Below are 23,164 nucleotides of genomic sequence, written 5' to 3'. Positions count from 1 at the left end.
CGATCGGGGGCCTGCAGATCGTTGGGGCCATTGGGTGCCTGCAAATAACACAACCCGTTTCAACTCTACACATCCCCCGCCGGGGCGCGCCCCCCCCCCCCCGGGGTGCGCGGCGCCGGATGCGGTGCGGGTGTCCCGGGCCGTGGCAGGCCCGGCACACCCGGAGGGCGGGAGCGGCGCCCGGAGCCGTAGGCCGGGACCGGACGCCGGGGCGCCGGTGCCGTACGCCCGTCCCGGGCGATCGGGTCAGGCCGCCCGGTGTGTCCAGCCCCGGGCCGTCCGGCCCAGCTCCGTGAAGCCGAGCCCGGTCAGCAGGGCGGTCTCCTCGGTGTCGTCGGCGTCGTCCGGGTCGGCGTAGCTCAGCAGCCGGTCCACCCCGGACAGTTCGAGCCAGCTGCGGGCCTCGCCCAGCAGCCACCCCGCCAGCCCCGGAACGGGCTCGTCCGGCAGGACGAGATCGGCGATGTCCGCCGTGCCGCCCGGCCGGGCGTGCCGCTCGGGCCGGTCCAGATGGGTGTCCAGTTCGATGTACGCCACCGGCGCCCCGTCCACCACGGCGGTGATCCGGGTACCCAGCGGGCCCAGGGACCGGCGCGCGGACAGCCCCGGCAGCGGAGCCGGTCCGGGCTCGGGCAGCCCGCCGGACCGGGCCAGCAACAGGACCTCGACCCCGCCCGTGTGGACGAAGCCGGCCGCCTCGAACACCGCCCGCACATGCGGCCAGGCGTCCGGGACGCCGTACACCCCCGGGACCGGGAGATGCCCGTCGGCATGGCGGGCCCGGACCCGCCAGCGGTCCAGCTGGGCCAGGGCGGCGGGCATCAGCAGCGCCGCCGCCCCGTCGCCCGCCGACGGCACATGGACGAACCACTCGACATGACCGGTGTCGCGGTAGTCGTCGCCGACGTCCGGTTCGTCGCGGTAGCGGAGCAGATGGGCCGCGGCGACGATCCGCCGCCGTTCCTCGGCCACCAGGGTGACCCGCTCGGCCACCCACGGATCGGTGACGTACTCCTCGGGGCAGCGCTCCAGAGCGCTGAGGACGGTGTTCACCGAGACGCCGGCACCGGGGACGACGGCGGCGGCATGCGCGTTGACCAGGGCGGTCAGCTGATCGCGGTCCTCGCGGTGGAAGAAACGCACCCGGGGCGCGGGAGAGGGGTGTTCATGGGTGTCGGAAGAAGACACGACAGGGCCTCCGAAGATCGGTCATCGAGTGGGAGGCCGCCATGAGATGCGGTACCCGATCACGATAGCACCCCACCTGACCTGTGACTTCCCGTGATTGTCAGTGGCGGCGCCTACTGTCCCCGCTATGGCACTGGTGACTTTCGTCGACGAGACGACCTCCGGGGACCGGAGCGACGGCTGGGGTGTGGAGATCGCCGAGGAACGGCTCGCGCTGCGCGAGCTGATCCGGCGGCGGGTCTTCCAGGAGGTCGCTGAGGCGCGCGCGGGCAGCGCCGTCCGGCCGGGGCCGGGGAGCGGCCCCGCCCCCGATCCCGAGGCGGAGACCGCCGCCGCCCTGCGCGCCTTCGAACGGAACGGGTTCCTGGTCCTGGTGGCGGAGCGTCAGCTGACCGGTCTCGACGACGAGGTCGAACTCCGCCCGGGTACCGAGGTCGTCTTCCTCCGGCTCGTCCCCCTGGTCGGGGGGTGACCCGGATGCGCAAGCTGGCTCGTATGATCGCCGACGGCGACCTGGTGGGCGCCCTGGACGCCCTCGACCGTCCCGCGGAGTTCGACGGTATCGACGTCAAGGCGGCCCGCGACCATCTCCACGGACTGCCGGCCGAGGACCGGGCCGTCCTCACCCGCCATCTCGCCGCGCGGTATGCGGCGGAGACCGACGGCGACCCGCACGACCGCTTCCTGTTGCTGCTCCGGGCGCTGAGACTGGGCCACGGCCTCGCCGAACCCCCGCTCGCCGCCGAACGGGCCGCGGTCGTCGCCCGGCTCGGCGGCCAGACGGACCTCTGGTGGGGCGGGCTCTACCACCCCGATCTCATCTCGGCCGAGATCGCCGAGGGCCGTACCGTGCCCCCGGCCGTCTGGGCGACGATCCGCCGCAGCTTCCTGCTGACCTACGCCGACCCGGAGGTCGCCGAGCTGAACCATCTGGCCGGGCTGACCCCCGGCGTCCCCCCGCTGAACGTCGGCGAGCAGTGGGCCGAACAGGCGCTGGCTGAGGACGCCCTGCGGCCCGTCGTGGTCCACGCCCTGACCGCGACCGCCGCCAAGCCGACCGCGAAATGGGACCGGGCCGCCCGTGCCGCCGTCGAAGCGGCGGGCGGCGCCGACCCGGTCCGTACCGCCGTGGCCCGCTGGCTGGCCCTGGCCGGACGGCCGCGCACCTTCCCCCTGGAAGGCGCCGACATGCCGAACCATCTCGTCTTCGACCCCTACAACGCCGACGCCCTGCGCGGCCTGGCCTGGCTGCTCTCCCTGCTCCCCGCCCACCCCGATATCCCGCGCGCCCTCGGCTCCCTCGCCGAAGCGGCGCTCAGGAAGGTCCCCGGCGCCGGACCCGGCAGTGCCAAGGTGGCCAGTGCCGCAGTGGTCGCCCTGGCCCGGGCCGAGGGCCCCGAAGCCCTCGGCGAACTCGCCCGGCTCGCCGCCCGGACGACCCACAAGCCCACCGCGAAGATGATCGGCACCGCCCTGGACCGCCGGGCCGAGGCCCTCGGCATCGGCCGGGACGAGGTCGAGGAACTGGCCGTCCCCGACTACGGGCTGACCGCCGTCGGCACGGGGGAGTACCCGGTCGGCGACCACACCGCCCGGCTGGAGATCCACGGCACCCGGACCGTACTCGCCTTCCACGACTCCACCGGGAAGCGGCTGCGCGGTGTCCCCGCGGCGGCCCGCCGCGACCACGCGGAGACGGTGAAGGAGCTGAAGGCCCGCGCCAAGGACGCCGACCGGATGCTCACCGCCCAGGCGGAACGGCTCGACCGGCAGTTCCTGGCCCGCCGGGTGTGGACCCGGGGCCCCTGGCGGGAACGGCTGCTCGACCATCCGCTCGTCGGCTCCCTCGCCCGCCGGCTGATCTGGACCGTGGGGGAGGAGTCCGCCCTCTGGGACGGCGCCGGACTGAGCACCGCCGACGGACGCCCCGTCGAACCCGCCCCGGACGCCGGGATCGGGCTCTGGCACCCGGTCGGACGGCCGCCCGCCGAGACCGCGGCCTGGCGGGCGAGGATCGAGGAGCTGCGGATCACCCAGCCCTTCAAACAGGCCCACCGCGAGATCTATCCGCTCACCGCCGCCGAGGAGACCACCCGCACCTACTCCAACCGGTACGCCGCGCACATCCTGCGCCAGCACCAGTTCCACGCCCTGGCCGCGATCCGCGGCTGGCGGAACAAGCTCCGGCTCGCCGTGGACGACATCTGCCCGCCCGCCGTGCGGGAGCTGCCCCGCTGGGGGCTGCGCGCCGAACTCTGGATCGGGCCCGACGCGGGCCGGATTCCGGGGCCCGGCGACTTCATCGACAGCGGGACCTACACCCGCCTCCGGACCGACCAGCTCCGCTTCTATCCCCTCGACGCCCCGGAGAACACCGCGCACTGCTCCGGCGGGCCGTACACGATGCGGCTCCGCGACGGACGCGCCCCCGTGGACCCGCTGCCGCTGACGGAGATACCGGAGCTGGTACTGAGCGAGATCCTCCGGGACCTCGACCTCTTCGTCGGCGTCAGCAGCGTCGGAAACGACCCGGAGTGGGCCGACGGCGGACCGGAGGGCCGCTTCCAGGAGTACTGGACGAGGTACGGCTTCGGCGAGCTGACCGGGACCGCCGCCACCCGCAAGGCGCTGCTGGAGCGGATCGTGCCCCGGCTGGCCTTCGCCGACCGGTGCTCCTTCGAGGACCGCTTCCTCCGGGTCCGGGGCGATCTGCGGATGTACCGCATCCATCTCGGTTCGGGCAATGTGCTGATGAGCCCCGGCGACCGGTATCTCTGCGTCGTGCCCGGCGTTTCCGGGCCCGACCCCGGCTATCTGCCGTTCGAGGGCGACCGGACGCTGTCGGTGATTCTCTCCAAGGCGCTGCTGCTCGCCGACGACACCGCGATCACCGATCCCGCCATCGTCAGCCAGTTCCCCTGACCGGCCCGCCGGCGGACCGGCCCCGGCCCTCGGGCCCCGCCGACGGGATGGCTGCCCGCCGACGGGGCCCGGGGAGCTGCCGACGGGGCCGCCGGGAGAACGGGGCCGGCAGAGGCTCGGCCGGTACGGCCGTACGGGCGGGGAAGGCGTCCGGCCCCGGGGCGTGCCCGTCGACCCCGGGGCCGGACAGCGGGCAGACGGCGGACCCGGGTGTCGCGCCGCTGCCGGTTTCGAAGGGCCCGCCGGGTCAGCGCTCCCGGACGAGCCAGGCGTACGAACCGCAGGCGCCGATCGGGATCCGGGCCCGGTGTTCGATCGCGCACCGGTATCCGGTCAGATCGCCGACCGAGTCGGTCAGCGCCTCGTGCCGGGCCGGGTCCAGCGGTTCGCCGTCGAAGGTGGTGTAGAGCAGCCGGGCTTCCCGGGGGCCCGTGGTCCGCAGCTGGCTGAGGAAGATCCGGGACGAGACGGCCGTCAGCCGGTCGTCCAGATCGCCCTGCGACACCGGGCCGTCGGCCGTGGGCAGCAGTTCGGACTCCCGGCCGCAGAGCCGGACCACCCGGGTGGGGTCGGCGCCGCCGCCGAGCGTCCTTACGCACAGCCCCGGCCGGTAGCGGATCAGCGGCATATACGGATTGCGGACACTGGTCACGACGAGACCGTGCAGCCCGCTGCCCGTCCCCGGCGCCAGCGGGACCAGCTCCACGCTCAGCCGGTCCAGGAACGGGTGGTACCGTCCGCCGCTGTCGCTGTAGTAGAGACAGCCCAGATCGGCGCTGCCGACCAGTTCGACCACCGGACAGCCCAACTGCCGCTCCAGATAGCGGCGGACGTTGACCGGGGTGTACTCGTACGCCGTCACGACGGTCGCCGGCCGGGGGAAGCGGTCCCACAGGCCCCAGGCCAGGGCCTTGCGCACCAGCTGCGCCAGCCGGGTGCCCGAGCATTCGAGGTGGTACCAGCCGCGGTGATGGGCGCGCTGCTCCGAGCGGATCGCCGTCAGCATGTGCTCCACATCGCCCCGGCCCCAGCGCTCCGGATCGAGCCGGAGGCCGAACCGGACCGTACGCCGGTCCGGCCGGCCCGTCCCCGGCCCCCGGGGCGATTCGCCCCGCCGCCGGGTGGCGCCCCGGGGGCCGGTCCGTCCGCCGACCGCGCCGGAGGCCCGTACCCCGGGCTCGGTCGACGGAACGGACGTCAGAAAGACCCGGCGGCAGCCCTGGTGCCAGGTCGGCGCGAGATCCGGGTGGGCGCTCCACAGCCGGTACGACGACCGCAGCGGGAACGAGGCGGGCCGGACGATCCTGGTCCGGCCGTGATCGGCGCCGCCGCCGTACGCGAACTCCGCCTCGCCCGACTCCAGTGCCGCCCTCAGCCGCGGTGTCATCCAGCCGTCCGGAAAACCCCGGGAAATATCCGACTTTCCCAGGACGGGAAACCAGCCGCGACTGAGAGCGTCACGATAGAAAGGAATGTCCCGGATCTGCTCGACGATGTCGGCGGGCGGTTGACTCTCCATTTCTACCTCTCCCTTGTACTGGTCATCCCTGGTCCGGGAACCGCCACTACCTCTTCGGGCGGCGGTCGGGCCGGATTCCCCCGGGCCGGGGGGAGTTCCGTGCGTTGCTTTTCAGGGACGGTAAGGAGTGCCCCCGCCGACTGTCAATGAATTACCCGACTATGAATTCATGAGAAAGCACTCATGGAATGCGGTGCGGTTGCCGGGAATGCGGGTGGCGGCGGCCGGACCGGTGACCCGGCGGCGCCGGAAGGCCGGGGCGGGGTGGGCCGGGTCCCGGCCCGGGCAGGCCGAGCGGTGCGACGCCCGGCCGCGCCCTTGACGGGCTTCGGGCAGCGATCCACACTTCCCGTCGTGCCCGGTCGGATACGGGCGGAGAGAGTCAGGAGCCGTGATGCTTCCCGCCGAGCGCCATCGCCGGATCTCCGCCGTGGTGGACCGGGCCGGCACCATCAGCACCGAGGACCTGGCCGGACAGCCGAAGGTCTCGGCCGAGACCGTCCGCCGCGATCCGGGCCGGATGGAGCGGCGCGGAGTGCTGCGGCGGGTCCGGGGCGGCGCGGCGTCGCTCGCGGTGGTCCGTCAGGTCGGCGGCGAGGAGGCGTCGTTCGCCGACCGTACCGCCTCGTACACCGCGGCCGTCCAGGTCGCCGACGCCCTGCCCCGGGACGTCCGGGGCACGGTCGTCACCCCGTCCCTGCCGGTGGCGCGGGTGGTCTCCGGACGACCGTACGCCGGGGTGCTGCTCCCCGGCGCACGGCTGCGCGGCGGCGATCTGGTCCGCCGGGGGCCCGACACCGTACGGTTCGTCGCCGGGATCCACCCCGATCTCGCCTTCCTCGGCTCCGGCGGGATCGACGCGACGGCCGGGGTGACCGACTTCCACTACGAGGAGATCGCCAGCGAACGGCGCGTCCGCGCCAACAGCGCCCGCAGCTATGTCGTCGCGGACGGCAGCAAACGGGGGCGGGTGGCCGGATACCGGGTCCGCGCGGCCGGTGAGTGCACCGGAGTGATCACCGACGACTCGGCGGCGGCCCGGCTCGCCGCCGTCGCCGAGACGGGCTGCGAGGTGCTGGTGGTCTGACACCCCGGCCGCCGGCGACCGGCCCGCCCGCCTGCCGAGGAGCCCGCCGTCCCGTACTCCGTGCCCCCGGGGCCCGTACGCCTTCCCGGCCCGTGAACCGCCCCGACCTCGCCGCCCGGCCCGCGGCGCCGCTCGAAAGGAACCGCACCCGTGAACCCCCGGACGTTACGACCCGCCGCGCCCCCGCCGAATCGCCGACGGACCACCGCGGGCCCGCCGCCCGGCGGGACCGACACCACCCCGGCCGGGGCGCCGAACGGCCCGCGGATCCCCGGCCCCCGCCCCGGGGCGGGGGGAGGGGCACGCCGATGACCGTCGTCCTCGCCGTCGACCAGGGCACCTCCGCCACCAAGGCGGTCGTCGTGGACGACACCGGCCACCCGCTCGCCCTCGCCGAGGCCGAACTCCGCCCGCGCTACGCCGACGGCGGCGTGGTCGAACAGGATCCGGCCGCCCTGCTCGCCTCCGTCCTCGACACCGGCCGCCGCGCCGTGGCCGAAGCCGGGCGGCCCGTCGACGCCGTCGCCCTCGCCAACCAGGGCGAGACCGTACTCGCCTGGGACCGCGCCACCGGCGAACCGCTGACCCCGGCCATCGTCTGGCAGGACCGGCGCGCCGCCACCGAGTGCGCCCGCCTCGCCGGCCACGCCGAACGGATCGCCGCCCGGACCGGCCTCGTCCTCGACCCGTACTTCTCCGCCCCCAAAATGGCCTGGCTGCGCCGGAACCTGACCGCCGACGGCGTCGTCACCACCGTCGACAGCTGGCTGCTGCACCGGCTCACCGGCGCCTTCGTCACCGACGCCGCCACCGCCAGCCGGTCGCTGCTGTTCGACGTCGACCGCGCCGACTGGGACCCCGAACTCATCGACCTCTTCGGCCTGGGCGCCGAACCGCTGCCCCGGATAGCCGCCTGCGACGAGATCGTCGGCACCACCCGCGCCTTCGGACCCGAGCTGCCCGTCGCCGGGATCGTCGTGGACCAGCAGGCGGCGCTGCTCGCCGAGGGCTGTCTGGACGCCGGGGAGGCCAAGTGCACGTACGGCACCGGCGCCTTCCTCCTCGCCAACACCGGCACCACCGCGGTCCGCTCCGCCTCCGGGCTCACCACCTCCGTCGCCTGGCGGGCCCGGGGCCGTACCCCGTACTGCGTCGACGGACAGGTCTACACGGCCGCCTCCGCCGTCCGCTGGCTCACCGACCTCGGCTTCGTCCGCTCCGCCGGTGATCTCGACGCGGTCGCCGCCGCCGAGTCCGACGGCACCCTCTGCGTCCCCGCCCTCGCCGGGCTCGCCGCCCCCTGGTGGCGCCCCGACGCCACCGCCACCCTCACCGGGATGACCCTCTCCACCCGCCCCGGCCACTTGGTACGCGCCGTGATCGAGGGCGTCGCCGCCCAGGTCGCCACCCTCTGCGATCTGGTCGCGGCCGATCTCGGCGCCCCGCTGACCCGGCTGCGGGCCGACGGCGGACTCACCCGCAGCCGCAGTCTGATGCAGGCCCAGGCCGATCTCGCCCGGATCCCCGTGGAGGTCTATCCGTCCGCGCACGCCACCGCGCTCGGCGCCGCCGCCCTGGCCCGGCTCGCCCTGGACCCCGGCCTCGGTCTGCGGGAGGCCGTCGGCGAGTGGAAGCCGTCCGCCGTCCACGAACCCGAATGGTCCGACGACCGGGCGGCCCACTTCCGGGGCGTATGGACGGCGGTCGCCGAAGCCGGCCTCCGCACCGGGGACCTCCACCCGGCCGGGGGCGCCGGATGAGCGCCCCGCCGCCCGGCCCCGGCGCCGACCACGCGGGTACCGGCTATGACGTGGTGGTGATCGGCGGCGGTGTCGTCGGCGCCGCGATCGCCCGCGAACTCGCCGGTCACCACCTCTCCGTCGCCCTCGTCGAGGCCCGTTCCGATGTCGGCGACGGCACCAGCAAGGCCAACTCGGCCGTCCTGCACACCGGGTTCGACGCCACCCCCGGCACGCTGGAGGCCCGGCTCGTCGCCCGGGGCCACGAACTGCTCTCCGACTACGCCCGGACGACCCGGATCCCCGTCGAGTTTCCGGGCGCCGTCCTCGTCGCCCGGACCGGCGAGGAGCACGCCGCACTGCCCGCCCTGCGGGAGAAGGCCGAGGCCAACGGCCGCCACGACACCCGGCTCGTCGGACCCGGCGAGGTCTACGCGGCCCTGCCCGCCCTCGCCCCCGGCGTACGGGGCGGACTCGTCGTCCCGGGCGAGGGAATCGTCTGCCCCTGGACCACCGTGCTGGCGCTCGCCACCGACGCCCTCGCCCGGGGCACCGCGATCCTCCTCGAACGGCCCGTCACCGCCGTCACCACCGACGGCGGGACCACCGTGCTGCACACCCCGGCGGGCCCGGTCCGCACCCGCTGGACCGTGAACGCCGCCGGGCTCGGCGCCGACCGCGTCGACGCCCTCTTCGGCCACGAACGGTTCACCGTCACCCCCCGCCGGGGCGAACTCCTCGTCCTCGACAAGGCCGCCCGGCCGCTGGTGAACCACATCGTGCTGCCGGTCCCCACCGCCCTCGGCAAGGGCGTACTGCTCGCACCCACCGTCTACGGCAACGTCCTGCTCGGCCCCACCGCCGAAGACCTCGACGACCGCACCGCGACCGGCACCACCGAGGACGGTCTCGCCTTCCTCCGCGCCAGGGGCGCGGCCCTGATGCCCGCGACCGCCGACGAGGAGATCACCGCCGCCTACGCCGGGCTGCGCGCCGCCGTCACCGGCCACCCGGACTATCTGATCGAGGCCGACCCGGACCGGCGGTACGTCCTCGTCGGCGGTATCCGCTCCACCGGGCTCTCGGCGGGCATGGCGATCGCCGAACACGTCCGCGACCTGCTCGCCGCGCACGGCCTCGCCGCGGCGGCCCGTACGGAGCTGCCCGCCCCGCCCGTCATGCCGTACCTCGGCGAGACCGGCGTCCGGCCCTATCAGGACGGCGACCTGATCGCCGCCGACCCGGCCTACGGCGAGATCGTCTGCTACTGCGAGCGGGTCACGGCCGGGGAGATCAGGGACGCCTGCCACGCCCCGCTGCCCGCCCGCACCATCGGCGGACTCGGCCGCCGCACCCGGGCGCTCAACGGCCGCTGCCAGGGCTCCTCCTGCGGCCCGGCCGTACGGGCCCTCTTCGCGGGCCACACCACGGGGCGCGGCTGTACGTCCGGGTGCGCCCGCGCGCTCCCCGGCCCGGCTGCCGCACCCGGTTCACCCGGCCCACACGCCTCGTCCGCCTCGCCCGGCTCCCTCGGGCGGACGGCCCCCGCGCCCGAAGACCCCTCCGCCGCGCCGCCCGGCGATGCCGCCTCCGGCGACGGAGGTTCCCCTACCGAGGTGACGATCCGCCCATGAACCGATCCCGGCCCCCGGCGGACCCCGCCGCCCCCGGCCTCCCCGTACTCACCCCCGACGTCCTGATCGTCGGCGGCGGACCCGCCGGGCTGAGCGCCGCCGCCGCCCTCGCCCCCCTGCTCCCCGGCCGGGTCCTCGTCCTCGAACGGGAACCGGAGGCCGGCGGAGCGCCCCGCCACAGCGACCACATCGGCTTCGGCCGCCGGGATCTGCGGCGCCTGCTCACGGGGCCCGCCTACGCCCGACGGCTCACCGCGTCGGCCCGCGCGGCCGGGGCCGTGATCAGAACCCGGACGACGGTCACCGACTGGGCCGGCGGCTCGGACGGCGGCGGCCCCGGGGCCCCGTACGCCGTCCACGCCACCGGGCCGGACGGGCGGTTCCGGGTCGAGCCCCGGGCGATCGTCCTCGCCACCGGCGCCCGGGAACGCTCCCGCGCCGCCCGGCTCGTCCCCGGCGACCGGCCCGAGGGGATCCTCACCGGCGGGGAACTCCGGCGCGCCGTCCGCCTCCGGGACCGGCCCGTCGGCCGCCGCGCGGTCGTCGTCGGCGCCGAACCCGCCGGCTGGTCCGCCGCCCTGACCCTGCGCCGCGCGGGCTGCCGGGTCGGCCTGATGGTCAGCGGCCGCACCCGGGCCGAAGGGACGCCCGCCGCACTCACCGCCGGTGCCACCGCGCTCCTCGGGACCCCCGTCGCCCACCGCGCCCGGATCGTCCGGATCATCGGCCGCCGCCGGGTGGAAGCCGTCGAGATCGAGCACCTCGACAGCGGCGCCCGCCGTACCGTCACCTGCGACACCGTCGTCCTCACCGGCGACTGGATCCCCGACCACGAACTCGCCCGCGCCGCCGGGCTCGACCTCGACCCCGGCACCCTCGGCCCGCTCGTCGACTCGGCCCTGCGCACCAGCCGCCCCGGCGTCTTCGCCGCCGGGAACCTGGTCCATCCCGCCGATACCGCCGGCACCGCGGCTCTCGACGGACGCCATATCGCCGACCGGGTCGCCGCCCGGCTCGCCGACCCGGGCCCCGAACCCGCCACCGGGGGAGCCAGGCTGCTCGCCGAACGGCCGTTCCGCTGGGTCGTACCCGGACTGCTGCGCCCCGGCGACCCGGCGCCGCCGGGCGGCAGGCTGCTGCTGTGGAGCGACGAACTCCGTACGGCCCCGCGGCTCGTCGTCCGCCACGACGGACGGATCGTCGCCGAGCACCGGCTGCCCGGCACGGTCCGTCCGGGCCGGGTGCTGCGCGTGCCGTGGACCGTCGTCCCCGCCTCGGCGATCCGGACGGCGGATCCCGCCCGGGGCCCGGTCACCGTCGGACTCTGCTGACCGGTACGGCGCGCCGCCGGGATCGTCCGGGACCCGGCTCAGTCGTCCCGGACGGTGACACCGAGGGCGTGGGCGAACAGGGGCGCCAGATCGAAGAGTTGCAAGGTGGAAATGGTCGCGCCGCGCAGCGATTCGACGCCGTCGCCGATCTCCAGCCGGGCCGCCGTCCGCAGATCCACGTCCTTGAGCCGGGCGCCGGAGAACCGGGCGTTCCCCAGGGTCGAGCCGGGGAAGGACACCCCGGTCAGCTCCGCGCCCGCGAAGTCGACGTCCCGCAGCAGGCAGTCCGCGAAGACCACATCGCGCAGGGTCGTGGCGCGCAGGTTCACCGAGTCCAGCTTGCACTGGTGGAAGACGACCCGGTGCAGTTGGGCCCCGTGGAGTTCGAGTCCGGCGAGGGAACCGGCGACGATCTCGGTGTCCAGCCAGCTCGTCTCCACCAGATCGGTGGCGACGAAGCGGACCGTATGCATCCAGACCTCGTTGAAGCGGGCCCGCCGCAGCCGTCCGCCGGTAAAGGAGACCGAGGTCAGGGCCGACTCCGTGATCCGCAGCGCGGGGGCGTCGAGATCGTCGTACCGGCCGCCGTCCAGCCGGACGCAGTCGAGGTCTTCCTCGTCGCCCGGCACCCCGTCGAAGGGCGTCAGATGCCGGGCGTACGGCAGATCGGCGAGAGCGCGGGGCGAGGGGGTCGCGGGCATGGCGGTGTCCTTGTCGGCGGGTCGGGCCGGGTGCGGCGTACGGAAACGGAGGGGCGGGGCGGTGCGCGGACGGGGGCGTACCAGTGGCGGTGTAGGAGCGAGGCGTACGGGCCGGGGCGCACGAGAAGCGGTGCGCGAAAAGCGGTGTACGGGACCGGCGGACGAGGGTCCGGCCGCCGGACGCGCGCGGGCGCCGCGGATCGGCACCGCTCCGCGACCGGCGCGGCACACCTCACGTTACCGCAGGTCAGGACCGTGAAGAAGTCGATCGGCGGCTTCTCCGGCAGGGCCTTGAAACGGCCCGTGAAGGGGTCTGTGGCGGCCTTTTCGCGATCGGTCGGCAGGCTGGTGCCCCCGGCGTCGGTATCGGCGCCCCGAGGGGCGTACACGGCCTTCGGGGCGCGGGGGTGTCTCACCCGATCGGCGGTGGACCGCCCGGCCGCCGGGACAGCGGGAGCGGGGCCGGTCGGCCCGTACGAAAGGACCTCCGGGCCGTCCCGCGGGGACCTGCGGCCCTCGCACGCCCGCATGCCGCCGACCATGCTGGGCAGGGGGATCACCGTCGATCCCGTCCGTACCAGGAGGTGTGCATCCATGACCAGCACCAGCACAGGCGCCGTCACCGTCGGTCTCGACGGATCCCCGGAGAGCCTGGCCGCCGCCGAGTGGGCGGCGCGCGAGGCGGCGCTGCGCGAACTGCCGCTGAAACTGGTCAGCGTCTGGGAACCCGTCCCCCTGGCCGCCCGGGCCGCGTTCCTCGGCGAGGAGAGCCGTCAGCACTGGTCGGGCCGGGTCCCCGTGGAAGCGGCGGCCGGTATCCGGGAGCACCACCCCGAACTCGACGTCACCGCCGACCAGCTCACCGGCGAACCCGGTGAGGTGCTGGCCCGGCTCGCCGAGGAGTCGGCGCTGCTCGTCCTCGGCTCCCGGGGGCTGAGCGGATTCGGCGGCTTCCTCGTCGGCTCCGTCGGCCAGGCCGTCCTCGCCGGCGCCAAGAGCCCGGTCGTCTTCGTCCGCGCCCCGGAGGACGCCGAAGGCGAGGCCGCGGGTGAGAAGGCCGCGGGGACCGGCGACGGCGGCCCGGCCGGGCCCGTCGTGCTCGGTATCGACGCCCATGAACCCGACGACGCCCTGATCCGGTACGGCTTCGAGGCCGCCGCCCGCCGGGGCGCCGCCCTGCGGGTCGTCCATGTCTGGTCCCTGCCGCCCTACTTCGCGTACGGGCTGCCGCCGGACCCCGAACTCGACGTCGAACTGGGCAAGCAGGAGGCGGCGGCGCTCACCGAGGCGCTGGCGGACCGGCGGGCCGAGTTCCCGTCCGTCACGGTCGAGGAGGCCCCCACGGTCGGCAAGACCGCCGACGTCCTGGTCGAGGCCGCCCGGGGCGCCCAGCTGCTGGTAGTGGGCCGCAGGCTGCGGCGGGCCCCGTTCGGCGGCCGGATCGGCTCCGTCGCCCATGCCGTACTGCACCACGCGGCGGTGCCGGTCGCGGTCGTTCCGCACGCCTGAGCCCCCGCCGTACGCGCCTTTCCCCGTCCGGCCATCCGGGTGAGGAAAGGCGCGTACCGCCGTATTCTTGGACGGACGGAACAACGGACGGACCAGCGGACCGGCGCCGAACCCCGGCGCGGACCGACCCCGGGCCCGCCGGGAGCCCGAGCGCCCCGGCCGACGATCGGGAACCGCCATGCACCTCGGACCAGGCGCGGCCCGCAAGGCTTCCCGCGCCGCCGTCACCGCTGCGGTGGTCTGTCTGCTCACCGCCGGACCCGTGACCGGCGCCCGGGCCGCCACCGCCCCCGACCCGGCGCGTACCGAGGCCGCCGTACTGACCGTCCCGGCGATCGGAGTGGCCGGTCTGCCGGTCGTCCCGTACGAGGGCACCACCGACGACGCGGCGGGTACCCGGATCCAGGACCGGGGCGACGCCGCCAGCCCCTACGGCGACCACGGCGGAGCCGGTCCCGGGGAGGTCGGCAACTATCTGGTGACCGCCCACCGGCTCTCGGCGGGCGGCCCCCTCCACGACCTTCCGGCGCTGAAGAAGGGCGACGAGGTCCGGGTGGCCCACGCGGGCCGGGAGTACCGCTACGAGATCACCGCCACCCGGTCGACGTCCTTCCGTTCCGCCGACTCGCTGGCCGCCCAGCGGGCCGCCGTACCCGGGCGGCCCGGTGACCGGCCCACCCGGGCGATGATCACCCTCTCCACCTGTGCCACCCCGGAGGACGACGCCGCGGGGAACCACTGGCGCGACGCGCTCGGCAATCCGGAGCACCGGATCGACAAGGTCGGCGTCCTGGTCTCCACCCGCTGAGCCACCGTCAGGCGGCGGGGGAGAGACGGGCGTCCGCCCCGGGCCCGGTGCCCGGCCCGGGTAACCGGTGGAATCCATTCCGGTTGTATGCGATGGTGGCGCTCGCCGATCGAACGTGATTCGCTGCTCTGCTCGGAAGTTTCCTCATCCGGTTCCTCGGGCCCCGTGCACGGACACGGGTCTCCCGGCGCCCGGGCCGGACCGGACACCGCCACGGGCCGGACCGCGGCGGCGGGAACACGGTCCGCACACAGACAGGGGAGGGGGCATCCGCATGGCTGCGCGGGACGCCGGGGAAACCGGCGGAACGGGACGGCTCGACGAACTCCTGCGCCGCGTCCGGCACCACGGACCCGGCGAACCGGACCCCGGACCGGACGAACTGGTGGAGTGGCTGGGCGCCCGACTCGGCGCCCATGTGGCGCTGGTGGACCGGACCGGTACGGCCGAGACCGCGACGGCCGCGTTCCCCCGGCGGCTGCTCCCCCCGCTCAAGCCCCTGCTCGGACGGCTCTCCGACGGCGCCCTGGACACCGCGGCCACCGAAACGGCCGACGGCACGGGCACCGTACGGCTCCGGCTGGAGGCCCTCGGCGACCGGGCCCCGCGCCCCGTCCTGGTGGTGGCCGCACCGGACGCGCTGGACCGGGAGTCCGCCCTCCTCGTCTCCCACACCGGCGGCCTGCTCGTACTGCTCCGCCGGGCCGGGCGGGCCGACGCCGTCACCCACGCGTACGACCGCAAGGCGGGACAGGTACGGCTGGCGGTCTTCATGGCCCTGATGGCCGGGGACCCGCCCCTGGCCCGCCGGATGACCGCGGGAGCCGTCCCCGGACTGCTGGCCGCCGACCGGCTGCGGGTCCAGCTCCTGCGCTGCTCCCCGGAGGACCGGGACCGGATCGCCCGCGACCTCCAGGACGCCTCGGGCTACCACGGCCCGGCCCTCATGGTGCGCTGCCCGGTCTACGAGAACCATCTGATCTGCGTCATCGCCGAGGGCACCCACGAACACCCCGAAGGCCCCGGGGCCGCCCTGCGGCGCCTGGTCGGGGAGAACGGCCACTACGCGCTGGGCGTGAGCGACCCCCGGCCCCTCGACGAGACCGCCGACGCCTACGAACAGGCCCGGCACACCCTCGCGCTCGCCCGGAGCGTCCCCGGCCGGATCGCGGTCGCCGACGGCGGACTGCCGCTGGGGCGCGTACTGCCCGCGGCTCCGGCCGCCGCCTGGGCCCGGAACGCCCTGCGCCCCCTGGACACCGTTCCGAAACTGACCCGGGAGATCACCCGGCTCGCACTGGCCTTCCCCCGGTCCGGTGTCGCCCGGCTGCTGGGCATCAGCCGCAACAGCGTCGCCGCGCATCTCGAACGCGCCGGACAGGCGCTCGGCGCCGACCTGGGTGACGTCCGCACCCGGGCGGCGCTCGCCCTCGCCCTTTCCGTCCCCGGACCGGGCACGGGAGTCTTCGGCCCGGACCCCACGCCAGGGGGCGGGGCGCGCACCCCCGTGCCGCGCCCCGCCCCTGTCCTGGACGATCTGTTGCGTACCCCGCCCGCCGTCACCTGGGCCCGGAGCTTCCTCGCCCCGCTCCCGGACGGACCCCGGGACCTCCGGGGCACCCTCGGCGCCTGGATCGACGCCAACACGGACGCCCGGCGGGCCGCCCGCCGCCTGGGCGTCGGCCGCAACACGGTCGGCGACCGGCTGCGGACCGCCGGGCGGCTGCTCCACCGCGATCTGCCGGGCACCCACTCCGGCGTCTACGACCTCGTCCACGCCCTCGCGGCCGAAGCGCTCACGGCCGGGGAACGCGCCGCCGGCGACCCGACGGCCGCCGACCGTACGCCGGATCCCGGGAGCGGCGCCGGACCCCGGGCGGACGGCCCGCCCGCCGAACCGCGATACCCCTCCGCCGGGTCCCGGCGGAGCGGCCGGGACGATGAGCGGGACGGTCAGAGCGACGACGAACCGCGGAGCCCCCGGGTGTAGTCACCGGCACCGTCGGCACCGGGGTCGCACACCGCCCTGCCGTCGGCGCCGGCGCTACAGCCCCCGGCGCCCCGTCTGGAGCCTGATGTACACATCCGTGTTGCAGCCGGTGGCGGCGTACTCCTTCTGGTGGAGGCGCGAGCGGCCCTGCCGTTCCGCCGCCACCGCCGGTCCGCCGGTGGCCGTCAGCCCTCCGGCGGCCGGTGCGGCGACGACTGTTCCCCCGGGAGAGGGTGGTCACGGTGGTCTTCACGGCGATTCCCGGTCCGTTCATGATTCCGCCGCCGAACTGCGGCGGATCGAGCTGATGGTGCGGCCGGGATTCGGCTGACGGCCCGGCTGTTCAGCGATGCTAGGAGGGTTGCCCCTGCCGGACCACCAGGCACGGTGCTCAACTCCCGGGGCGGGGTCGTGCACGGTGCTCAACCGCCGCCGCCACCGGCCCGAGGGCGTCCGTCCGGTTCGCGCGGGCGGAGGCACACCCCGGGACGGTGGACGTCACGGCGACGGCCGGCGTGGCCGTTCTGCCCACCAGCCCCGCCGGCGAGTTCGCCCACGAGGTGACACGACCCGACGGACCGGCCGTCAGCCCCCCGCCCCGGGGTCGAAGTCCTCGACGAAGTAGCTGTCGTGCCGGATCCGGAACTGCCGCAGTTCCTCACCACCGCGCCGCGACACCTCGGCGACCTGCTCGAAGTACTCCTCGCGCGGCGCGCCCGGGGCGAAGAGCATCAGCATCGACATGGGCTCGTCGGTGACGTTCCGGAACGCGTGCAGACCTCCGACCGGTACATACAGGAAGTCGCCCGTACGGCCCGTGACCCAGGTGTCGCCGTCGTACAACTCCAGTTGCCCGGAGAGGATGTAGAACGACTCGGAGATCGTCGCGTGGAAGTGGGGCGCCGCACCGGCCGATCGGGGACCCAGCACCGCCTTGTACAGACCGTACTCGCCGCCGGTCGACTCGGCGGTGGCGAGATAGTGGGTGGAGCCACCCGGCGACGACACCTCCGGCGGGGTGTCGGCGGGCCGGAACACCGCGTTCACCTCGCCCCGGTCGCCGTGATAGCGCGGCTCCGGGTACTCCAGGCGGTGCGGATACGACATCACGCGCTCCTTTCGGCAGGTCCTCCCCGGAATGGTGCCCCCCGCCACCGGCCGCCGATAACGGGCTTGCGGACCAGTTGTGACGCCACCGGGACCAGGGCCGCGGACGTAGCCGTACCGGACACGCCCTAGGACCGGGCCCACTCCAGCAACCGGTCCGCGTCCCAGGTGTTGACCACCCGGTCGGCCGGGACGGCCGCCCGTTCCGCGCGGGCGCAGCCGATGAGCTGCCAGTCGAGCTGGCCCGGGGCATGGGCGTCCGTGTCGATCGCGAAGTACGTGCCGGCCGCCACCGCCTCGGCCAGCAGCCGCATCGGGGGGTCGAGCCGTTCGGGGCGGCTGTTGATCTCCACGGCCGTACCGGACGCGGCGCACGCCGCGAAGACCTCGGCCGGGTCGAACACCGACTCGGGCCGGGTACCGCTGGTGGCCCGGCGGCCCCCGCGCATGTGCTCACGGCCGATCAGCAGCCGGCCCGTGCAGTGGCCCAACACATCGACCAGCGGGTTCTCCACCGCCCGCACCATCCGCCGGGTCATCGGGGCCCGGTCCATCCGCAGCTCCGAGTGGACCGACGCGACCACCAGGTCCAGTTCGGCCAGCAGTCCGGGCTCCTGGTCGAGCGAGCCGTCGGGGAGGATGTCGCACTCGATCCCCGTCAGCAGCCGGAACGGCGCCCACCGCTCGTTCAGCGCGGCCACCACCGCCAACTGCTCCCGCAGCCGCCCGGCCGTCAGCCCCCGGGCCACCGTCAGCCGGGGGGAGTGGTCGGTCAGTACGGCCCACTCATGGCCGAGCGCGATCGCCGTACGGCCCATCTCCTCGATCGGGCTGCCGCCGTCGGACCAGTCCGAATGCAGATGGCAGTCGCCGCGCAGCGCCGCCCGCAGGGCCTCACCGCTCTCCGCGAGCGGCTCGGCCGCCGCCTCCCGCTCCAGCCGCGCCAGATAGCCGGGCACCTCACCGGCCAGCGCCTCCAGTACCACCGCCGCGCTCTTGGGGCCGATGCCCTTGACCCCCTCCAGCGCCCGCCGGGAACGGGTCCGTACGGCCAGATCGTCCGGGGACATCCCGGCGACCACGGCCGCGGCGGTACGGAACGCCCGGACCCGGTAGGTCTCCGCGCGGGCGCGCTCCAGCAGGAACGCCACCCGCTCCAGCGCCTCTACGGGGTCCATCCGCCGCTCCTCCTCGCCGTACCGCCAGCCGGGGACGGCCGGTCCGCCGGTCGGCCGGTCCGGCCCGTCCCACTCTGCCCCCGCGGGCCCGGAGCGGCATGCCGGAGCTTTCGTAGCTTCCTATGAAATATGGGGGAAAGTTCTGAAAAGTAGGGAAGGGCCGTGCGATCGGGCGAGCGGGCGGGAAATCCAGATGCATGCGTCGCCTCCGCCCCGCCCGCCCCGGCAGTGACTGAGCCGCGCCGACCGGCCCGGCGGCCGGTGGCGGCCCTCACGGCCGCGGTCCGCGCGTTCTCCCGTGATCCCGTCGTCGTCCAGGCGGTACGCTCCACCGCCGCCGCGACCATCGCGTATGCCGTCGCGCTCTGGCTCACCGGTCAATCCGCGCCCCTCACCGCGCCCCTGACCGCCCTGCTCGTCGTCCAGGTCACCCTCTTCTCCACCCTCACCACCGGAATCCGGCGGGTGAACGCCGTCATCGCCGGGGTGCTGATCGCCAGCGGCTTCAGTCTCCTCGTCGGACTGAGCTGGTGGAGCCTGGCACTGATCATCCTGGCGTCCCTGATCGTCGGACACCTGGTCCGGGTGAGCGAATTCGTCCCCGAGGTGGCCATCAGCGCCATGCTGGTCCTCGGCGTCACCCGGGTGGCCGACACCGCCTGGGACCGCGTCCTGGAGACCCTGATCGGCGCGACCGTGGGACTCCTCTTCAACGTCGTCTTCGTCCCGCCGGTCTGGGTGAGCACGGCGGGGGAGTCCATCGCCGACCTGGCGCGCCGGATGCGGCGGCTGCTGCTCGCCATCGGCGCCGAACTGACCACCCCCACCCCCGTGGCGACCGCGGTGGCCCGGCTCGACGAGGCCCGTCGGCTCGACAACGACATCGCCGAGGTCGACACGGCGCTCCGGCAGGCCGAGGACAGCCTCAAGTTCAATCCGCGGGTCCGGGAGGGGCTGCTCAACCGGGTCGTGCTCCGGACCGGTCTCGACACCCTGGAGATCTGCGCGGTCGTGCTGCGCGTGCTGGCCAGGACCATGACCGATCTGGCGAAGGAACGCGGCGACGAGCCGCTCTTCCCACCCCGGACCGGCCGGGCCCTGGAGGAGTTGCTCACCGAGGTCGCCGACGCCCTCGTCGGCTTCGCCGATCTGGTGACCGCGCAGGTGAGCGCCAACGCGGAGGCGGCCGAGGCCCGGCTCGCCACCGGACTCGAAACCGCCGCCGAGGCCCGGGCACGGGCCGCGGCCCTGATGTTCGACGGGGTGGTGAACCGCCCCCGGCACTGGCAGCTCCACGGGGCGCTGCTCACGGAGATCGACCGCATCCTGGCCGAACTCGACCCCGATCACCGGGCCGGGCGGCTGATGGAGGAGCTGGACCGCACCGCCCGCGAGGAGTACGGGAAGCTGCCCGCGCCCGAGGCCGCCCGCCGCTGGCTGGCGGCCCGCCGCCGGGCCCGGCACCGGGCGCGGCACCGGACCGGCCACTGATCCTCGGCGGCGGGGGAAGGAGATCGGCCCCGGCCCGGCCGCCCCGGCCGAGCCCCGCCCGGTCGTATCCGTACCGCGACAGATCAGGACCGGCCCGTCACCGTGAACAGCGCGCCGTCCGGATCGCGGATCACCGCCTCCTCCGTGCCCTCGGGCGTCGTGCCCCGCTCCACGACCGTGCCGCCGTGCCGTCGTACCGCCCGGGCCGTCCCCGGGACGTCCTCCACCTGGAAGTGGACCTCCCAGCGCGGCCTGCGCAGCGGATCGGGCGCCGCGCCCGTAGCCCCGGACCGCAGCCGCGCCAGGACATGCCCCTGGTTGATCAGGACGACCTCGTCGTTCTCGTAGCCCACATCGCAGCATCCGGGCCGGTCGGACGCCCAGTCCAGCACCTCGCCGTAGAAGATCGCCGAATCGAAGGCGTTGCGGGTCCGCAGCAGCAGCCACGCGGGCGCGTCCTTCCGCCCGGACTGCCAGTCCGGCAGCAGCGCGCCCTCCCAGATCCCGAACACCGCCCCGTCCCGGTCGGCGGCGAGGGCGCCCCGCCCCAGCGAGAAGGAGAGCGGCCCCACCGCGACCGTGCCGCTGCGCTCCCGGATCCGGGCCGCCGCCACATCCACATCGGGGGTCGCGAAGTACGGCGTCCACGCCACGGCCACCTTCAGCCGGGGCGCCAGCGCCCCGATCCCGGCGACCGGCCCGCCGTCGTGCACGGCGACGCTGAACTCGTCCCCCAGTTGCCCGACGCGGAACTCCCAGCCCAGCACGGCGCCGTAGAACGCGTGGGAGGCGTCCAGGTCCCGGGCCATCAGACTCACCCAGCACGGCGCGCCGATCATCCGGTCACCGGAGGTCGTTCCCGGCGCGTCCGCCGGTGGTGCGGTGTTCTCGGTGTTGCCCATGAGACTCGTGTCCTGACATCGCCGGGCCGGTGCCCTGCGCGGGCGCGGCCCCGCCGCGCGTCCGGCGGCCGGTCGGCGTCCGCCGGAACGGGTCCGCGGGCTCCCGCGGGGTCGTCGGCGGTTCACGGGGGCGACGCCGGCGCGGCAGCGGTACGGCGCGGCGCGCCGACCGACGGGCGGGACCGCGGGCAGGGCGGTACGGGTGACCGAGTTCCCCGGCCACCCCCTCATCCTCCCCTCCCGCCGGGCGGACCGCGACTCGCGTGCGCCGGGAGTGGCCGGGCCCGTACCCGGTGTCACGCCGGGTTGCGCGGACGCCCGGCAGCGGGCGCGATGGTGGCGGGGACGGATACGACGGGTCCGCGTACCCCCGTGGCCGGGACCCGGAGAGGACAGTTCGTACGAGGGGTGCCGCAGCGGCCCACGGGCGTACGGGACGGCCCGGTCCCGGCCGGGGTATCGCCCCGGCCGGGACCGGGTACCCGCCGGGCCGGACGCCCCGAAGGGTCACGCGCCGGATCGACACGCACCGGCCCGGCGCACGGAATCCGGCGCACGGGAACCCGGCGCACGGAAAGGAGTACGGCCGTATGACGCACGCCGAAGAGGAGCACCGGGGCATCGACGCGGCCCGGCTCGGGGAGCACGAGCTGATCCGCGAACTGGAGACCATCCACCGCAGCCGCCACGACACCCTGCTCCACGGCTCGGCGGCGGCGCTCGCCGCGCACACCACCCGGATGGCCGAGCTGGAGGCGGAGTATCTGCGCCGCCACCCGGACCGGCCGGTCGCCTCGGGCCGTACCCGCGCGGGCGCCCGGGCCCGCGAGCACCGCGACTGAGGAGGGCGTCCCCGGGCGGGGCCGCGTACCCCGGAACCGTGCCCCGCGCGGGCCGCCGTCCACCGCGGCCTCCGCCGTCCCCGGTCGCGGACTCAGCCGTGCAGGGCCGTCAGCAGGAGGGGCAACGACGCCCGGAGTTCCCGGTTCCAGTACGCCGGGTCATGGGTCCCGGCATGGAAGTGGGTCGTCAGCCGGGCGCCCGCCGACCGCAGCAGCGGGGCGAGGGCCCGGTTCTCGTCCAGCAGCACGGCCTCGGTGGGGGAGAGGACGCCGGGCGGGAAAGGGTGGTCGGGATCCTCCAGGCCCGGGATGTGCTCGTCGGGCCCGGTGCCCGGGGGATCGAGCGGCCCGAGCCGCCCGTCGCCGCAGGACAGCCGGACGGGTACGCCCGCCAGACGGCGGGTCAGATATGCCGGGTCGTACGACTCCCAGATCCCCCGCTGGCGCTCCGGGTGGCCCCAGAGCGCCAGCCAGTCCAGGCCGAGATGGGTCATCGCGGCCCGGACCGCGCGCGGATGCCGGTGCGGATGGACGAAGCCGCTGAGACTCGCCACCGCCCGGAACGTCCCCGGGTGGCGCGCGGTGTACGACAGCGCGCCGAAGCCGCCCTGCGACTCCCCGGCGACCGCGCGGCGCGGCCCGGCGCCGTACTCCCGCTCCAGCAGCGGCAGTACCTCCCGCAGATGGAAGGTCTCGACCGCCGGGGGGCCGCCCGCGCCGTGGTTCCACCAGTCGCTGTAGAAGCCGAACAGCGGCATCGAGACCATCACCACCAGGGTGTGCCGCAGTACGGACAGCCGCTGGATGCCGTAGTCCCGGGTCCACGACAGATGGTCGCCGTCGCCGCCGGGCAGCAGATACAGCGTCGGCCAGCGGTGGGCCGGACGCCGGGCGTGCCAGCCCTCCGGGGTCAGCAGCCGGACCGGGGCCGGGCCGCCGAGCGCCGGTGACGCGACCGTCAGATCGACGATGCGCCGACCGGTGTACGTCTCGTCCGTCACCCGGACCCCGGGCGGGGCCCCGGACGCCCCGGGCCGGGCCCGGGCGGTACCGGCCGCGCCGGTCACGGCGGCCAGGGCGAGCGCCGCGGGCAGCAGGATCCGGCGCCTGGCCGGTCCGGGCGGTGGGGGAGCCATAGGTGACACCTCGTCTCGGACGTACCCGGCCGTCCGCGGCTCCCCGCGCGACGGCCCCGTCACCGCCCGAGTCTTCCGCC

The 23,164-nt window shown here is 75.3% G+C and carries 18 protein-coding genes; 11 read left to right on the top strand and 7 right to left on the bottom strand.

The features are described from left to right. Positions 1-246 precede the first annotated feature (246 nt). Positions 247-1,188, bottom strand: a complete 942-nt coding sequence (locus tag ABZ714_RS29050) for an N-acetyltransferase (protein ID WP_358828325.1) — start codon at positions 1,186-1,188, stop codon at positions 247-249. A gap of 127 nt (positions 1,189-1,315) precedes the next feature. Here ABZ714_RS29050 and ABZ714_RS29045 point away from each other — a divergent pair, with 127 nt between their 5' ends. After that, complete coding sequence (locus ABZ714_RS29045) at positions 1,316-1,660, top strand: hypothetical protein (RefSeq protein WP_358828324.1); 345 nt, start codon at positions 1,316-1,318, stop codon at positions 1,658-1,660. Positions 1,661-1,665: 5 nt separating this feature from the next. Then, positions 1,666-4,110: a DUF4132 domain-containing protein gene (locus ABZ714_RS29040; RefSeq protein ID WP_358828323.1), complete on the top strand. Its 2,445-nt coding sequence runs from the start codon at positions 1,666-1,668 to the stop codon at positions 4,108-4,110. Between the two features lie 247 nt (positions 4,111-4,357). Here ABZ714_RS29040 and ABZ714_RS29035 read toward each other — a convergent pair whose 3' ends face one another. Beyond that, complete coding sequence (locus ABZ714_RS29035; protein ID WP_358828322.1) at positions 4,358-5,629, bottom strand: hypothetical protein; 1,272 nt, start codon at positions 5,627-5,629, stop codon at positions 4,358-4,360. 394 nt (positions 5,630-6,023) lie between these two features. Here ABZ714_RS29035 and ABZ714_RS29030 point away from each other — a divergent pair, with 394 nt between their 5' ends. The 4 genes from ABZ714_RS29030 (at position 6,024) to ABZ714_RS29015 (ending at position 11,420) form a co-directional block, all read left to right on the top strand. Further along, entirely contained in the window at positions 6,024-6,716 is a 693-nt protein-coding gene (locus ABZ714_RS29030) for a DeoR/GlpR family DNA-binding transcription regulator (protein ID WP_358828321.1), read from the top strand. A gap of 308 nt (positions 6,717-7,024) precedes the next feature. Continuing rightward, positions 7,025-8,476, top strand: a complete 1,452-nt coding sequence (locus ABZ714_RS29025; protein ID WP_358828320.1) for an FGGY family carbohydrate kinase — start codon at positions 7,025-7,027, stop codon at positions 8,474-8,476. Beyond that, positions 8,473-10,089: an NAD(P)/FAD-dependent oxidoreductase gene (locus ABZ714_RS29020; RefSeq protein WP_358828319.1), complete on the top strand. Its 1,617-nt coding sequence runs from the start codon at positions 8,473-8,475 to the stop codon at positions 10,087-10,089. The genes ABZ714_RS29025 and ABZ714_RS29020 overlap by 4 nt, the downstream gene beginning before the upstream one ends. Next, positions 10,086-11,420, top strand: a complete 1,335-nt coding sequence (locus tag ABZ714_RS29015) for an FAD-dependent oxidoreductase (RefSeq protein ID WP_358828318.1) — start codon at positions 10,086-10,088, stop codon at positions 11,418-11,420. Before ABZ714_RS29020 ends, ABZ714_RS29015 begins: the two co-directional genes overlap by 4 nt. A 38-nt stretch (positions 11,421-11,458) precedes the next feature. On the opposite strand, the gene ABZ714_RS29010 is transcribed toward ABZ714_RS29015, so the two are convergent. Further along, positions 11,459-12,121, bottom strand: a complete 663-nt coding sequence (locus ABZ714_RS29010; RefSeq protein ID WP_358828317.1) for a pentapeptide repeat-containing protein — start codon at positions 12,119-12,121, stop codon at positions 11,459-11,461. A 594-nt stretch (positions 12,122-12,715) separates the two neighbouring features. On the opposite strand from ABZ714_RS29010, the gene ABZ714_RS29005 reads away from it, so the two are divergent. From ABZ714_RS29005 to ABZ714_RS28995, 3 genes are all read left to right on the top strand, one after another. Then, a complete protein-coding gene (locus ABZ714_RS29005; protein ID WP_358828316.1) occupies positions 12,716-13,630 on the top strand; it encodes a universal stress protein in 915 nt (304 codons plus the stop codon). 178 nt (positions 13,631-13,808) lie between these two features. Then, the gene (locus tag ABZ714_RS29000; protein WP_358828315.1) at positions 13,809-14,438 is read left to right on the top strand and encodes a class E sortase; all 630 of its coding nucleotides are present in this window, start codon (positions 13,809-13,811) and stop codon (positions 14,436-14,438) included. A 274-nt stretch (positions 14,439-14,712) separates the two neighbouring features. Then, positions 14,713-16,428, top strand: coding sequence for a helix-turn-helix domain-containing protein (locus ABZ714_RS28995; protein ID WP_358828314.1), 1,716 nt, complete (start codon positions 14,713-14,715; stop codon positions 16,426-16,428). A 585-nt stretch (positions 16,429-17,013) separates the two neighbouring features. On the opposite strand, the gene ABZ714_RS28990 is transcribed toward ABZ714_RS28995, so the two are convergent. Both ABZ714_RS28990 and ABZ714_RS28985 read right to left on the bottom strand, forming a co-directional pair. After that, positions 17,014-17,535 carry a cupin domain-containing protein gene (locus ABZ714_RS28990; protein WP_358828313.1) on the bottom strand — a complete coding sequence of 174 codons (522 nt, stop codon included), beginning with the start codon at positions 17,533-17,535 and terminating at the stop codon, positions 17,014-17,016. A 128-nt stretch (positions 17,536-17,663) separates the two neighbouring features. Next, positions 17,664-18,713, bottom strand: a complete 1,050-nt coding sequence (locus ABZ714_RS28985) for a PHP domain-containing protein (RefSeq protein ID WP_358828312.1) — start codon at positions 18,711-18,713, stop codon at positions 17,664-17,666. Positions 18,714-18,974: 261 nt separating this feature from the next. On the opposite strand from ABZ714_RS28985, the gene ABZ714_RS28980 reads away from it, so the two are divergent. Next, positions 18,975-20,204 (top strand): aromatic acid exporter family protein, encoded by a 1,230-nt coding sequence (locus ABZ714_RS28980; protein ID WP_358828328.1) that lies wholly within the window; start codon positions 18,975-18,977, stop codon positions 20,202-20,204. A gap of 83 nt (positions 20,205-20,287) precedes the next feature. On the opposite strand, the gene ABZ714_RS28975 is transcribed toward ABZ714_RS28980, so the two are convergent. Then, positions 20,288-21,043, bottom strand: a complete 756-nt coding sequence (locus tag ABZ714_RS28975) for a VOC family protein (RefSeq protein WP_358828327.1) — start codon at positions 21,041-21,043, stop codon at positions 20,288-20,290. A gap of 653 nt (positions 21,044-21,696) precedes the next feature. On the opposite strand from ABZ714_RS28975, the gene ABZ714_RS28970 reads away from it, so the two are divergent. Then, complete coding sequence (locus ABZ714_RS28970; protein ID WP_358828311.1) at positions 21,697-21,948, top strand: DUF6158 family protein; 252 nt, start codon at positions 21,697-21,699, stop codon at positions 21,946-21,948. Between the two features lie 92 nt (positions 21,949-22,040). Here ABZ714_RS28970 and ABZ714_RS28965 read toward each other — a convergent pair whose 3' ends face one another. Next, positions 22,041-23,084 carry an alpha/beta hydrolase-fold protein gene (locus ABZ714_RS28965; protein ID WP_358828310.1) on the bottom strand — a complete coding sequence of 348 codons (1,044 nt, stop codon included), beginning with the start codon at positions 23,082-23,084 and terminating at the stop codon, positions 22,041-22,043. Between the last annotated feature and the right edge of the window lie 80 nt (positions 23,085-23,164).

It is taken from the genome of Streptomyces sp. NPDC006798 (genome assembly GCF_040635975.1).
Taxonomy (GTDB): domain Bacteria; phylum Actinomycetota; class Actinomycetes; order Streptomycetales; family Streptomycetaceae; genus Streptomyces.
The sequence above is the reverse complement of the archived record's forward strand: the minus strand, read 5'-3'. Positions and strand labels throughout refer to the sequence as shown.

What these genes read in the sequence shown, in the direction of transcription:
- ABZ714_RS29045 (WP_358828324.1), top strand. Translation starts at nt 1,316, where the DNA reads ATGGCACTGGTGACTTTCGTCGACGAGACGACCTCCGGGGACCGGAGC.
- ABZ714_RS28965 (WP_358828310.1), bottom strand. Translation starts at nt 23,084, where the DNA reads ATGGCTCCCCCACCGCCCGGACCGGCCAGGCGCCGGATCCTGCTGCCC.
- ABZ714_RS29030 (WP_358828321.1), top strand. Translation starts at nt 6,024, where the DNA reads ATGCTTCCCGCCGAGCGCCATCGCCGGATCTCCGCCGTGGTGGACCGG.
- ABZ714_RS28990 (WP_358828313.1), bottom strand. Translation starts at nt 17,535, where the DNA reads ATGTCGTATCCGCACCGCCTGGAGTACCCGGAGCCGCGCTATCACGGC.
- ABZ714_RS28970 (WP_358828311.1), top strand. Translation starts at nt 21,697, where the DNA reads ATGACGCACGCCGAAGAGGAGCACCGGGGCATCGACGCGGCCCGGCTC.
- ABZ714_RS29025 (WP_358828320.1), top strand. Translation starts at nt 7,025, where the DNA reads ATGACCGTCGTCCTCGCCGTCGACCAGGGCACCTCCGCCACCAAGGCG.
- ABZ714_RS29035 (WP_358828322.1), bottom strand. Translation starts at nt 5,629, where the DNA reads ATGGAGAGTCAACCGCCCGCCGACATCGTCGAGCAGATCCGGGACATT.
- ABZ714_RS29020 (WP_358828319.1), top strand. Translation starts at nt 8,473, where the DNA reads ATGAGCGCCCCGCCGCCCGGCCCCGGCGCCGACCACGCGGGTACCGGC.
- ABZ714_RS28975 (WP_358828327.1), bottom strand. Translation starts at nt 21,043, where the DNA reads ATGATCGGCGCGCCGTGCTGGGTGAGTCTGATGGCCCGGGACCTGGAC.
- ABZ714_RS29040 (WP_358828323.1), top strand. Translation starts at nt 1,666, where the DNA reads ATGCGCAAGCTGGCTCGTATGATCGCCGACGGCGACCTGGTGGGCGCC.
- ABZ714_RS29015 (WP_358828318.1), top strand. Translation starts at nt 10,086, where the DNA reads ATGAACCGATCCCGGCCCCCGGCGGACCCCGCCGCCCCCGGCCTCCCC.
- ABZ714_RS28995 (WP_358828314.1), top strand. Translation starts at nt 14,713, where the DNA reads ATGGCTGCGCGGGACGCCGGGGAAACCGGCGGAACGGGACGGCTCGAC.
- ABZ714_RS29005 (WP_358828316.1), top strand. Translation starts at nt 12,716, where the DNA reads ATGACCAGCACCAGCACAGGCGCCGTCACCGTCGGTCTCGACGGATCC.
- ABZ714_RS29000 (WP_358828315.1), top strand. Translation starts at nt 13,809, where the DNA reads ATGCACCTCGGACCAGGCGCGGCCCGCAAGGCTTCCCGCGCCGCCGTC.
- ABZ714_RS29010 (WP_358828317.1), bottom strand. Translation starts at nt 12,121, where the DNA reads ATGCCCGCGACCCCCTCGCCCCGCGCTCTCGCCGATCTGCCGTACGCC.
- ABZ714_RS28985 (WP_358828312.1), bottom strand. Translation starts at nt 18,713, where the DNA reads ATGGACCCCGTAGAGGCGCTGGAGCGGGTGGCGTTCCTGCTGGAGCGC.